The sequence below is a fragment of the Paenibacillus favisporus genome (genome assembly GCF_040545415.1).
GTDB classification, from domain to species: Bacteria; Bacillota; Bacilli; order Paenibacillales; family Paenibacillaceae; genus Paenibacillus_AQ; species Paenibacillus_AQ favisporus.
This window is the reverse complement of record NZ_JBEPLV010000005.1, coordinates 483,474-496,989: the sequence shown is the minus strand read 5'-3', so window position 1 is coordinate 496,989 and position 13,516 is coordinate 483,474. Positions and strand designations below refer to the sequence as shown.

The following is a 13,516-nucleotide window of genomic DNA, read 5'->3' as shown; positions in this document are numbered from 1 at the left end:
ATTTCGGTAAATCTTGACATGATTTTTGTCGTTATTACGACCTGGCCCACGTCAGGCTATACACTTCAGAGGCAAGCCCCAATCCTTGGTGCAAAGTATCCCGCAGCACCTCTGCACACGCATTGATCGTGCTCCCCGTCGTATAAATGTCGTCTATTAAAAGAATTTGCATGGGCAGAGGGGCATCCTGAGCCGTTATAGCATGTCCATGGCTTTCATGACGAGTCATCTCGCTACTACTATGACTTGCTTTAAATGGCATCCCATATGTACGCATATACAACGATAAGGCTGCTGTCACCCCCTCCTCATGTACAGCAAACACATTCTTCATCGAATCGATCCGCTCCTGACGGGATTTATAGCTCTGCTTGGCGGTGTGCTCCCTGCGGACCAAAAGCGGCATGACGGGAATCCGATGCTTGCTTCCAAGCCCTCTCGCCAACACCTCCGCCTGATTGAATCCCCGTTCCTTCAACCGGACGTCGCTTACTGGTACATAAGTAATCACATCCGGCTTCCATAAAGCCTGTTGCGAAGTTTCTCTTAATTTATGGAAAAGGGGCACCTCTGGCAAAACGAAATCGACCCTTGAAATAACCTTGGAAATAACCGCTGAAAAGAATCCAATGGAGGCATCCGATTGAATACGCTGATTTTGGGGGTGGAATGTGCGAAATGTGTGGCCTGGTACAGTGCCTGAACTTCTCGTTGAAAATAGACCTGGCGAAGATGCTGAAATTCCAGTTGACGAAATTGAATCCCCAGAAGAAGACAAAAGTTTTCCTTGCGCCTGTTTAGGGTTAAGACCGAGCAGCAGGCTGCTCAGTTCCTCCTGCATCTGCACAAAAGCTTGATTCAGCATATGGACAATCAGATCCGCGTATTTCTCATGCCCGCGATACTTATATTGGGCCAGCCACTCCCTCATCACTTCGTTATACTGGACAGCACTCCGGTTACAGACAAAAGACCGGCGCCTCATCTCTTCCCGTAGACAATCCGGGCAGCCGATGGCACGGCCGCAGCAGAGGCAGCGGGGCTTATGAATCCAGGGGATCGCCTCCGCACAAGATCGGCAAATGCCCGGCCATTCGCGCACAAGACGGCTAACGCCGCCGCAGGTCAGGCACGTTTCGCCGGGTGGAGACAGCAAATACTGCATCATCTGTAACAATGAACTACTGGACTTCAACTTATCATCCCCTATCGGCTTATGACTTAAAAGGCTGCTCCTTTAAATATCCGTGCTTGCCGGCAATCCTGTTCATCGCCTTGATCTGGCTCACAGCCAGCTTTTGAGACAATGTCCACTGGGATGAGGCAAAAATGACCCTTCCTGCCGGATCTTCCGAAGACCGCCCGGCCCGGCCGGCCATTTGGACGAGCGACGCCTCGTCGAACAGGCTGCTGTCTGCGTCCAGAATATATACGTCGCTGCGTGGAACGGTGACACCCCGCTCCAGAATGGTCGTCGTGACGAGCAGGCAGATGTCCTTCTTCCGGAAGGCCATGACTTTCTCACCCCGCCCAGAGTCTTCCGAGGATGTCCCTTCCACCGCAATATCTTTGAACCGGCGGCGTAAAATCTCGACGAGCGGTCCGATATGACGTATCCGGGAAACGAACAAAAAGATCTGCGCTCCCCGGTCGATCGACCGGCGAAGCTCCGCGGCAAGCGGCCCTAGCAGCTTCGGCTGCCGCAGGCAGGTTTCCACGCTGCGCATGGCGATCCGCTTCGGCACTGGCAGCGGGTGGCCGTGGTACCTTACGGGTACCTTGGCATGCGGCAGCGTGCCCCGGGACACCTCCCGCTGCAGTGGGCGCGGCGGCGTCGCCGACAGATACACAAATTTCCCGTCCGGTTTGCAGGCATGCTGCGCCGCATAGGCCAGCATAGGGTCGTTATGATAGGGAAATGCGTCGAGCTCATCGATCACTACCAGGTCGAAGGCGTGATAGAAACGCATCAACTGGTGGGTGGTCGCGAGCGTTAAGGCGCCGCTTTCCCAGCGCTCGGCGCTGCCGCCGTACAGGGTAACGATCCGGACACCGCTGAACGCTTTTGCAAGGCGTGGGGCGAGCTCGAGCACCACATCCCGGCGCGGCGTGGCCACAAGCACGCGCCCACCCACCGCCAGCACGGAGTCCAGCAGCGGGAAGATCATTTCGGTTTTGCCCGCGCCCGTCACGGCCCACAGGAGGAAGCGGGAGGGCGCGGTGCTGGTGCCGCTTCTCTGCGCGGCACCCCATCTCGGCCGCATCCAGCCGGTGCGGCCGCCTGCCGCGGAGCCCCCTTCAGGCGGCTCCGCCAAGAACCCCAGCGCAGCCCAGGCGGCATCGCCCTGGGCTGCGCTCAATCCCCACCGCCCCGCAACGGCGGCGGTGGATTCCCCGGCCGTGCCCCGCACGGCCGGATTCGCTGCTGTGCGAAGCAGCAGCGAGCAGGCGCGGCTACGCCCAAGCGCGAGGCATGCCTCGCAGTAGGCGCAGGCCGCGAGGCCGCACGCGGCGCATGCCGTGCGGCCCGTGGCATCGCTGCCGCACCGGCGGCAGCGGGGGGCCTGGCCGCGGCCGGCGCGAAGCGCGCCGCGGGGCCCCTTTCGCGGGCTGGCGGTAGCCACGCCCGCGTCGAGCGCCAGCTGGCCCTGCAGGTAGGCCAGCTGCGCCGCACTGTGCCAGGCGCTGGCAAGCCCCGGCGCCCGGTCGCTCAGCAGCGAGTCGACCTCCGCTGCGAGCAGCGACCTGCCACGCAGCCTGTCCACCAGCTGCCCGGCCTGCTCCGCAAGTTCCCCGAGCACTGCGGGGTCCCTTACGTCTCCTGCCCACTGCCCTTCCTCCGGCTGACGCATCAACTCCTGCCATACGGCAGGTGGTAGCGGCTCGCCAAGCCCCCAGCGCCACATCCCGGAACAGTTATCCCCAACCTTTCTGTCATTGCCCTTTGTGTTGAACCCATCCCGCGCCGATCCATCATTTCCCTTCGGGTTGAGTCCATTCCGCACCGCTCTGTCGTTGCCCTTGGATTTGATCCCATCCTTCGACGCCCAGTCATAGCCCTTGGTCCTGAGTCCACCCCGTGCTGCTCTGTCATGTCCCTTAGCTTTGAATTCATCCTGTATCGATCTGTCATTGCCTTTGGACTTTAATCCACCCCATGCCGCACCGTCATGGTCCTTGGGTTCGAAACTGTTCCAAACTCCCCTCCCCCGATCCTTCATCCCCCGCAAACTGCCCTTTGTTCTAGCATCTTGTTTTTCCCCGTCAACAGACGTCCACCCATTCATTCCCGGCCGAGACCTACCAATGCCGGTCTGTTCCCGCTCCATCTCCTCCCTCAGCTCCGCCTCCAACCACCCCTTCCACTGCTGCATCTTCCAGTACACCATCTCCGGCGCACCCACAAAATCCTTAACCACCTTGCAAGCCCAGCCTAAAGGCATGTCCCCTGACAGCAAAACCATCGTTCCATCTATTCCGGCATTCCTACACATGTACTCCCACCATACGATGTCAATACGCAGGTCCAGCGAAGTCTTCATCTTCCACCGCTGCCCTTGCCGGATGGCATATACGGCGACACGCATGCGCCCGCCTCCTTTCTCCCTTCCCGTTTCGTTGAAACGTAAAAGCCGAATATCCTGTCCTCTTACGGAAAATCTCAATCTCTTCAAGACTCTTTTCAGCGCGAGTGATAAGTAGAACTACATAGAACGAACTTAAGAAATGAAAAAAATGAATGTTTATAGGCTGCTATTGGGCCGGTATAACAGGTAGTTCAGAATTTAATTCAATCTATAGAAGTAATTAGAATTCAGTAGAAACCACCGACGATCCTCCGCCCAACGCAAAAAAGCACACCCCCGGCTTGTCGCCTCTGGAGTGTGCTTCACTCTGTATTCTGCATTATGCCGCCTCCCGGCATGAACGCAGTTCCCTGCGTATTAGACATAAGGGATGCGCTCCGCTTCATGCGGCTTTCTCAAATCAATCATTTCGGAAATCATGCCGTCAGCCAGCACCAAGGTTCCTTCGATGTCTCCGTGCTCCACGGAGGACTGCATCGGGACGACGGACAATTCCATACCCGCGGTTCCGTGCATTCGGTGGACAATTTCCACGGTCTGATCCGTGGAAGCTGCATCCATCACCGTTAGACGAAGCTTCTTGCCTGAAATGAACGAATACCACCCGAATGCCCGGATGTACCATTCGATCTGTCCTTCATGGTTGGACGTCACCAGCGTATAGTGAACCCAGGGTGAACTTTTGCGCTTCTGCCAAGCATGAAATAAGTGAACCGCCGCAGCCGCCAGCACGTATACCGCCGTGATCCACAAAAGCGGAATCATCATGCAGACTCACCTCCTGTATACCCACACTATATGCGGGTACAAACCGGACGGTGAATGATAAAGGCCGGATCGCCCACACCTCTGACGAGAGGGGCATGAGCGAGCGTACAGTGGAATTTTTCACAAACTTTGGCAGAGGCAAGCAGCTATCCCAAAATTATGGTATTAGAGCGTTACCCAACCGTATTTAATCGAGTTGATAACTGCTTGCGTGCGGTCGTCGACTTCCATCTTCTGCAGGATGCTGCTGACATGGTTCTTGACCGTTTTCTCGCTAATGAATAAAAACTCTCCGATCATCTTGTTGCTCTTGCCTTCCGCCATCAGGCGCAGCACTTCAGCTTCCCGCCGGGTCAGCGGATTGTTCTCGCCGGCCACGAACTTGACGCCTGCTTCGCGGACGCCGCTCTCGGTCATGGCACCCGTTTCGTTCAGGAAGGTCATGCGCCGCAGCTGCTGAATCAGCTTGCCGGTCACTTTAGGATGAATAAATGCATAGCCTTCCTGAACCGAACGGATCGCATTGATCAGCGACTCGGCTTCCATATCCTTGAGCAGGTATCCGTTCGCGCCCTTGCGGAGCGTCTCGAATACGTAACTCTCATCATCATGAATGGATAGAATAATGACCTTTACATCCGGAAACAGCTCGCGGAGCTTCTCCGTGGCCTCCACACCATTTTCCACAGGCATATTAATATCCATCAGGACAATGTCGGGTTTGATATCGTTGCAAAATTCGAGCACCTGAATACCATCGCCGCATTCCCCGATGACCTCAATGTCTTCCTCCATGTTCAAAATACGCTTCAGACCCTCGCGAAACAGTTGATGATCGTCAGCTAGGAGGACCTTAATGGTTGTTTTGCCGGAATCTCTTGTTTCCATCCAACTACTCCTTTCCCTTTTCCACGTTCGTTGGGATATGGATAATGATCTTCGTGCCCTGGTTCTCAGCCGATTCGATCTCCATTCTCCCTTCGAGAAGCTCTACCCTCTCGCGCATTCCGATTAAACCGAAATGATCCTTGCTCTTCTGTTCCAGAAGCTCGACTCGGAATCCAAGTCCATTGTCTTGAACGACAATTTTAACCATCTGCGCTTGATATGTAATCTCAATTAACACATAGGTTGGGTGGGCATGCTTCGCCGCATTGCTCAGTGCTTCCTGGACCAGACGGTAGATCGCCGCCTCCATTGCAGAAGAAAGACGATGCTCTTTCCCTCTCGTTTCGAACATGGTACGGATCTTGGTCTTCTCCTCGTAATCGTGCGCGTATTTGCGCAGCGTCGGGATCAGTCCCAAATCATCGAGTGCCATAGGACGCAGATTAAAAATGACCTTGCGCATTTCTTCAAGGCTGGAGCGTACCTGCCCCTTCAAATCTACTATTTCGTCCTGCACCATCTTAAATTCCTGCTTCAGCAGCATTCTTTCCACAATTTCGGTTCTAAGGACCAGGTTAGCGAGCAGCTGCGCCGGACCATCATGGATTTCACGGGCGATGCGTTTGCGCTCTTCTTCCTGCGCCAAAATAATTTTCAGACCGATCACCTGGCGGTTCTTGGCCGTCTCGATGATCCGGGTCACTTGTCCCAGCTCTCCCGACAGGTATTCCATGACAACGCCCATCTGCGATCCGATGGATTCGGCACGTTCTATCGAATTTTCGACACTTCTCACCCGCTTCTGGAGTTCATCGCGTCTGGCTTTCAAATACATTTCCTTCTCACGATAAATCATCACATCAAGCTGCAGCTGCGTCGCTTTCTCGTAGGCCTGCCTAATATCATCCTCTTTGTACCGGACGAAGTCCCGGCTGACCTCGGTCAGCCGGATCCGGGAACGCCGGTAGTTCAGCTCCAGCTGATCCACCTTCTGCAGCGTATCCACGGTTTCCTTCATCACTAACTGCAGTTCCTGATTCAACGTGAGCAGCTCGTCCCGGGCCGTCTCGAGAATCTCGAACATCTGATATTTGCTGTTTTCAACCACCTGGATGGCATTCTTAATGACTCGGTCTATCGCATCGGCTTGAAAATCCACGAATGTTCTACTCCATTTCTAACCATTACAGTTCTACATAGAATGAGCTGCAGTCGCATTTCCTAAGTTCAATTCTATACATATCATACCATATCATGATTGGATGGTAATGGTCTTCGTGTTTTGTTCCCAATTTACTTGTAATCCTAATTGCTCGGAAACGAGCCGAAGTGGGACTAAAGTACGACCTTGGGTGATGAATGGAGCAACTTCTGCGCTTTTACGCTTGCCGTTTAGGATATATTCCTTTTTGCCGACCGTCAAGTCCATCAGCTTGCCGCCCCGCAGGACGCTGATCCGCTGATTGGCCGAATCCCATGTCGCTTGTCCGCCAAATGTATCCAGTACGTATTTCACCGGAATATAGGTCGTACCGTTCTTCATGACCGGCGCAGCATCCATAGATTTCTTCTGCCCGTTCGACATATAGGACTTCTGCCCGACCGCCATGATCACCTTGCCGGTTGGAAGGCCGGCATCGCTGGACAGCGAAGGCATCGTGAATTTAATGTTGTCAAAAGCGACCGTACCCGTCTTCGCCCGCTCGTCCTGACCCTCTTCGACATTGACGACGTAGAGGCGCTTCAGCTGGGCCGGGAAGGCAATGCCCAGGCTGCTCAGATCCACGTTGATCGTCTTCCAGCCCGTCCAGTCAATGGCTTTGGCCAGGTCGACGTATACCGTCTGTCCTTTCGCGTCCGTCAGCTCGGCACGCATCCAGTTCAGGCTGTTGTCGCCCATTGCGTCGATCGACATCGACGTGGCCGCTGCGTTGATGCCTTTGCCCGAAGTGCCGTTCAGTTGTGCATAAGCATACATTTTGCCGCTGCCGGCCGTCATGTCATACTGCAGCTGAAGCACTTTGGAATTCGCATGGTCGCCGGTTCCCTGCGTCACCTGCGCCGATCCGGTCACCTGGCTGCCGCTGTTCGTCGTAAAATCGACCGGGTATGTGACATTTTCAAAGTTTTCCCACATGTCTTCGCCTGCCGCCGACAGCACGACGACGGTGCTGAAGCCGTTATAACGGGCGATGGCATAACCAACCTTCGTATTCGCATTTACCGAAGCGACGGTCAGCTTGTCATCCTGCACGCTGCCTTTAAAGCCGATGAATTCCCATTTCAGGGAGCCGGCTGGGACCGTAATGCTGTGCCCGTCCTTCGTCACCGCCGTAACCGGCACCGATACCGTGCTTCCCGCCTTCAGCGGAGCCGTTGCCGTTCCGACGTTCAGGGCGGACAGGTCGTCTCCGCCGATAACCTTCACCTGCATGCTGGCGTTGGCTTTGCCGCTGACCGCGGTAATCGTCGATGTTCCCGGCTTCACGCCCTTCACCGTCTGCCCGCTGACGACGATGTTGCCGTTGCTCGACTTCCAGGTCGGCGTAATGCTCGACACGTCGATCGGGTTGTAGTAGGTGTCGTAGCCTTTCAGCTGGAACGATGCCTGCTGCCCGATCAGGATCGCGGAAGAGCCGCTGATTTTCAGTCCGAGCAGGCTGCCCTGCGGCGCCTCGGTGTACACGCCGACAGCGTTGACGACGCTGCGCTGGGTCTTGCCGTATTCTGTGTCGAACGTCAGCTTCGTGCCCGTTTCGCCGAGCGGCCGGTCCACCATCGTTGTGGAGCCGCCACCGTCCAGGTTCATGCCTTTCCAGACACCGACTTTGATCATAAAGGTCTGCAGCTCAGACAGCGACATGCCGGAGCTGTTGTCATTTTTCTCAACGGCTACGATGTACGCGTAGCGCTGATCCTTCGAATATCCGAGCGCCGTACGGGCGCGGTAGCCTCCAATGCTGGACACGTCGCGCGAAAAGGCCGACGCCGCTCCATTGTTCACGAGAATCGTGTGCCCGCCGATCATCATCTGCAGGTTGGCCGGATCAAGCGACTGTCCGGACGTTTTGGACAGCAGCTTGTAGTCGGTTTGGATCGTTTGGCCAACCGCCATATGGTTGGTTACGAACTGCGCTGCCGTTCCGTGGGTCCGCAAAATGTACCCGTCCTCCGGCACTGCGAAATCGAAGCCACCCGGCTCGGAAATTTGCGTAATCACGTTATTTTGCACCAGGACCTCAACCGGAGTGGTGGAACTGTTCTTCGGACGAACCGGCGACTTCCAGGCACTTGTATAAATATACATGGCATTCGCATGGCTGTAATTCGAAGTACCGCTCTCCGGCGTGTAAGATGCCTTATTGACACCAGCCAGCGGGAACGTAGAGCCGTCTTGGGCTGTCACCGTTCCGTCAAACGAAAATTGATCGATGACCGGCGTGCCGCTCTTGGTTACCGCAAAGGAATACATCCCCTTCAGATCCGAAGGCGTCGATACCAGTTCCCCGCTGGTAACCTGCCCCCCAATTGGTGCCCCGTCTCCGGCCGTATTAAAATAATCACCATTCACGCCCGCTACCGCGCCGGTCTCTTTGACCATGCCGCCGGTGCTCTGTTTCGTGGTCAACTGACCGTCCTGGCCGTTCATGACGTCAATCTTGACGTTCGGATTCTGCAAGTCGACTTTGATGACGTCGGCCAGTGCCGTCGCCTGTTTGCCGGAGCGTGTCGTCGTAAATTTGTACTTGGTCATTATCGCCCCAGACGTAACCGGGCTTTCGCTAAGCTTCGTTACGGTCGCCGCCGTGGCGGCGCTGGCCACCGAAGCTATAGAATGTCCGTTCAGCGGGATGCCGCTGCCGATAACCGGCGTAATAAACAGCAGGCCAGCCAGCGATACGACCATCCACTTCTTGCCTGCACCCTTCTTGTGCTCGTTCCCCATGCGATCATTATGCCATTTCATGTACTGTTAACTCTCCCATCTTCTTCATACGCAATGCTATTCTATCGTTGCTCGTTCATAAACAGGACCAACCGACTATACACGTTACAGCATGAGTTCACAGACTCTATTATCTAGGTCCAGTATGAACTCCCTATTAAATAGACTGAAATTATCCAAAAAAGTTACGGAAAATTAATCTTTTTAGCAAAATCCACCGAAAAATCCCACAAAAAAAGCCCCACCGAAGTAGGGCTGACGTACCGAAATGGAAACTCTATGATTTTATGAGAGATTTAACCTGTTCACTGCTCTGGTTACATGTACCCGATTTTCTCCAGCAGACGCTGCAGCATGACGGCCGCCTGGGCGCGGGTCGCATTTCCCCGTGGCTGGAACGTGTTCACTGTGACACCCTGGATAATGCCTTCCTTTAGCACGCGTGCCGCGGAATCCGGATACTGAATTTGCTTGCTGTCCTTAAAAACTTTCAGGTACGTGGACGCCGGATAGCTCAGCGTCGAGTTGTATCCCGCATAATTCATGGCACGGACCATCATGATCCCCATCTGCTCGCGCGTAATCGAGCTGTTCGGCTTAAACGATCCGTCCGTATTGCCGGTGACGATACCGGCCTTGGCGGCCGCCCCGATATAGGCGCTGGAGCCGATGTTGACCACGTCATAGAAGCGGTCCGCGCTCTGCGCATCCCCTTCCAGTCCGAGAGCCCGGGCGATATACTCCGCGAACTCAGCACGGGTAATATTCTTATCTGGGGCAAAAAGCGTATTCGTTCGGCCCTCAATCACCTGCTTGGTGGATAGCGTATTAATCGCGTCTTTCGCCCAATGGTTGCCGAGATCGCTGTAATATTTATAAGTTGTTGCTCCGAAAACGGTAAAATTTCCCTTCACCTTTGCATGGAATATCCCACGGCTGCCTGCCGCGTTGATTACGCCCGGAACGTAGGTCAGCTTATTCGCTACATTGTCGAAGCGTACCAGGCTGGACCGGCTGTCCTGCAGCGCGCTGCTCATCCGGACGAGATATTCCCCGCTGAGCTTCAGCTCTAGCGGATTGTTCGGCGAACTGTTGTTCACGGCGGATACATAGAAGTCTACAGGCTCGGTGATCTTTTGCGTCGAACCGGCATTCACCTTCTTGCTCAATTCCGCTGCTGCCTCTGCTGACAGCCTCTCTACCGTGATATTAAGCGAGACGGAAGAGCTGCTTGTATTGAGACTGCGGGAAATGTCTGGCAGGTTCATTTTGCTAAAAGGTACCATATACACGGCGTCCCCGGCTTTTACCGCCAGCACGGCACTGCGATCGATGTTATAGACTTGCTGGAGCGTGTCTAGTGGGAACGTAACCGATGCTGAGCTTAGCCCGACGGCCGCATCTACAACAAGCGTGTGCAGCTTTTCACCGGAGTTCAGCATATATTGGTAGGCCTGCTTCAGCTTCTCGCCATCGACTCGGTACTGCTTAATATATTGGTTGTTGCGGGACTTCACATCCGAGACGGCCGTCACCTGGTTGCCAAGCGCAAACATAGCCTGTCCAAACTCAGATGACTCCATAAATGTCAGGTAAGAAGGACGATTCGGATCGGTCGATCCGCTGCTGCCCGTCGTTCCTGTACTGCTGACCGGGATTTTGCTAAAATACTTCAGATCATTGCCTGCGCTGTCCTTTAGCGGCGCTGCCCCTGGAAAGTAAGACAGCTCCACCTTTTGGCCGCTGATGACCGGATTGCTGAGCTTGATCGTCAGTGTGCTGCCATTGACCGAGGCGCTGTACAGGGAGCTTGCCGTTCCGTCCACCAATACTTGGAATTGGGTTACTGTGACGGAGGACTGGGACACCAGCGTTTTATTGAACACGACCTGGATGGTATCTCCCTGCACTACCGCCGATTGGATGTCACCCATATCGAGCAGTGTCGTAACCGTAACCGGCTCCAGATTCAGGTATCCGGCCGAGTTCCCGTTCAGGTCCGTCAGGCGCGCGGTACCGGGTACATACGAGATCGTCACTTTGTTATCTTTGCTCAGTGCAGACGTCAATGTCAGCGTTACCTGGCTGCCCTTGATCTCCACTGCAGTCACGTAATTCGGCACATTGTTGGCCAGTACGGAAAATTGGCTTTTCATCGGCACATTGGTCGTGCTGAGCAGCTCGTTATACGTCAGGACCAGCTTGGTGCCGCCGCCTTCCGCCTTGTCCAGGACCGGAGGCTTTGTGTCCCAATAGTTGCGGACGATGTAGTCCGTGAATCCAGCGATATTTTGTCCGCGGTAATCCTGAATCGGATACGCCCCCGGCTTGTAGCTGACCCGCACCACCTGCCCGTCGCCGACGGACGAGTTCAGGGACAGCGTCAAGGACTGGCCGCTCTGAGTCGCGTTTTTGACGCCCATGCTCGTTCCGTCCGCCGTTACCGTGAACTGCTCGTAGGCATAGGCAGATGGGCTTTTCAGCGACTGGCTAAAATACAGCACCACCGTGCTGCCCGAAATCGTGCCGCTGGTTGGCTTTGGCAGCGCGGAGTCCACGCCATTCACGACCTCGCGGGCCCCAAAAGCTGCCGCCGCATTCCCCGCCGCATCGCGGATCGGGCTGGAGCCGCCGCTGTAGCTGATTTTTACATTTTGCCCGACGGCGACGCCGGTCTCCAGAATGACATAGACGCTGTCACCGGAAGTATACACGTAGCTGATCCGCCGTGCTTCATCGTTCACCGTCACGTTAAAATTGGCCGTCGATGGCCAGGAGTCCGAATACAAAGCTTCATTATACACGAGCCGGATGGTCGTGTTGCTGTACATCTCACTGCTCTGCAGCACTGGAGCCTGCTTGTCCGACGTGTTCGTCTGGAACGTCCACCCCGTACTGCTTGTAATTCCGGCATAGTTCATGCCAGTGTTCTGTTTGTCGTAAAAAGCCCCCGGCTCTACGGTCACATAATAGGACGCGTCCCTGTCGAGTGTGTAACCGGACTGGAGCTGGATTTTGGCCTGGGTCCCGCTCACTGTGACTGTCACCGGAACACTGGCACCATTGGAAGATTTGCGGAGCAGTACATTCCCCGAACCACGAACTACTTCCCGGTTAAAATTCATATACAGCGTCGCGTCCACCGCCACGTTCGTGCTTCCGCTTGTTGGGGACAAGCTGGTCACGGACAGCGGAGTCGTACTGCCTGGCGCCGCTACCGTGGCGAAGGTCCAGCCGTTGGTCGATGTAATTCCCGGTACATTCTTGCCTTCCCCGTCCTGAAAAGCGCCCGTCGGCACGATCACATAATACGACGTCCCGTACGTCAACACGTTCCCCGGATCGATCGTCACGACCGTCGAGCCGCCGCCTGTCACCTCGGTGGATTGGACGTTAATCGAAGTTACCTTGGTACCGTTTGATTTGAACAGGTCAATCGTGCCCTGCCCCGGATATACCGGGTTGTTGAAAGTCAGCTGCAGCTTGCTATTCGTGGCGATCCCGTTCGCGGCGCTCTGCGGCGTTTTGGCCGTAATGGCGGTATCACCCTGCGTCGTAAAATACCACTGCCCGCCCGTCGTCAACCCGCCGAACGCTTGTCCATCCAACGTGGTGATCGCACCTGCAGGGATATACACGTAGTACGTCGTGTTTTTGTCCAACGAACGGGACAACGTGAAGATTATCTTCTTCCCATCCACTTGAACCCGCGAGTTCGTCTGCCCCTGCGTCAGCGTAATGGAGTCCACCACTTGGTTGTCTGATACGCGTTTGATCTGCACGCTGCCGGTCCCCGTTTGGATTTCTTCATTAAAAGTAAGCTGCAGCGCGTTGGAAGGACTGGCTCCGATGGAGCCAACTTGTGGCGTATAGTCCACAACAGCCAGCTTGCTTAGTGTGGTGAACGTAAACATCGACACGTCGTTCAACGTCTGGTTAGAAGCGTCCTTTAGAACTCCTGCCTCGACTTTCACCTGATAGTCCGTCTTATAGGACAGCCATTTGCCTGCTGGCAGCTGAAAGGTGAGTTTATTGGTGGGCGCTGGATTCGTTGAATTCATAGCCTTCAACTCGCTTAGGCTGAGCTTGATCTGATTATCTTCCGGATCGATGATCCGAACCACTGGGTCCGACGCTGGATCGGCAGATGGATCGGCAATATGTATGGGTTGGTCAAAGGTCAGCTGAAAGTCCGGACGTCTCCCAACTTCCACTGCCTCATCTGCCGGCAGCGTGGAGACAAGCGGTCCGCTCATTTGAGCCTGCACTGCCGTTGCTGCAGCTGATACGGGGCTTCCTCCCATCCCTCCTGTGATTCCTATGTCCA

General features: G+C 55.1%; 7 protein-coding genes. All 7 read right to left on the bottom strand.

The genetic code is table 11. The features are described from left to right. Positions 1 to 34: 34 nt before the first annotated feature. Positions 35 to 1,195 carry a ComF family protein gene (locus tag ABID47_RS23540; protein ID WP_354500300.1) on the bottom strand — a complete coding sequence of 387 codons (1,161 nt, stop codon included), beginning with the start codon at positions 1,193 to 1,195 and terminating at the stop codon, positions 35 to 37. 19 nt (positions 1,196 to 1,214) lie between these two features. Next, entirely contained in the window at positions 1,215 to 3,587 is a 2,373-nt protein-coding gene (locus ABID47_RS23535) for a helicase-related protein (RefSeq protein WP_354500298.1), read from the bottom strand. 357 nt (positions 3,588 to 3,944) lie between these two features. After that, on the bottom strand, positions 3,945 to 4,355 hold the full coding sequence (locus ABID47_RS23530; RefSeq protein WP_076174604.1) for a hypothetical protein: 411 nt from the start codon (positions 4,353 to 4,355) through the stop codon (positions 3,945 to 3,947). A 165-nt stretch (positions 4,356 to 4,520) separates the two neighbouring features. Further along, positions 4,521 to 5,243 carry a response regulator transcription factor gene (locus tag ABID47_RS23525; RefSeq protein ID WP_076174607.1) on the bottom strand — a complete coding sequence of 241 codons (723 nt, stop codon included), beginning with the start codon at positions 5,241 to 5,243 and terminating at the stop codon, positions 4,521 to 4,523. A gap of 4 nt (positions 5,244 to 5,247) precedes the next feature. Further along, entirely contained in the window at positions 5,248 to 6,402 is a 1,155-nt protein-coding gene (locus ABID47_RS23520; RefSeq protein ID WP_089549739.1) for a sensor histidine kinase, read from the bottom strand. 93 nt (positions 6,403 to 6,495) lie between these two features. Next, the gene (locus ABID47_RS23515; protein WP_354500296.1) at positions 6,496 to 9,210 is read right to left on the bottom strand and encodes a stalk domain-containing protein; all 2,715 of its coding nucleotides are present in this window, start codon (positions 9,208 to 9,210) and stop codon (positions 6,496 to 6,498) included. A 296-nt stretch (positions 9,211 to 9,506) separates the two neighbouring features. After that, positions 9,507 to 13,493 (bottom strand): Ig-like domain-containing protein, encoded by a 3,987-nt coding sequence (locus ABID47_RS23510; RefSeq protein WP_354500294.1) that lies wholly within the window; start codon positions 13,491 to 13,493, stop codon positions 9,507 to 9,509. Between the last annotated feature and the right edge of the window lie 23 nt (positions 13,494 to 13,516).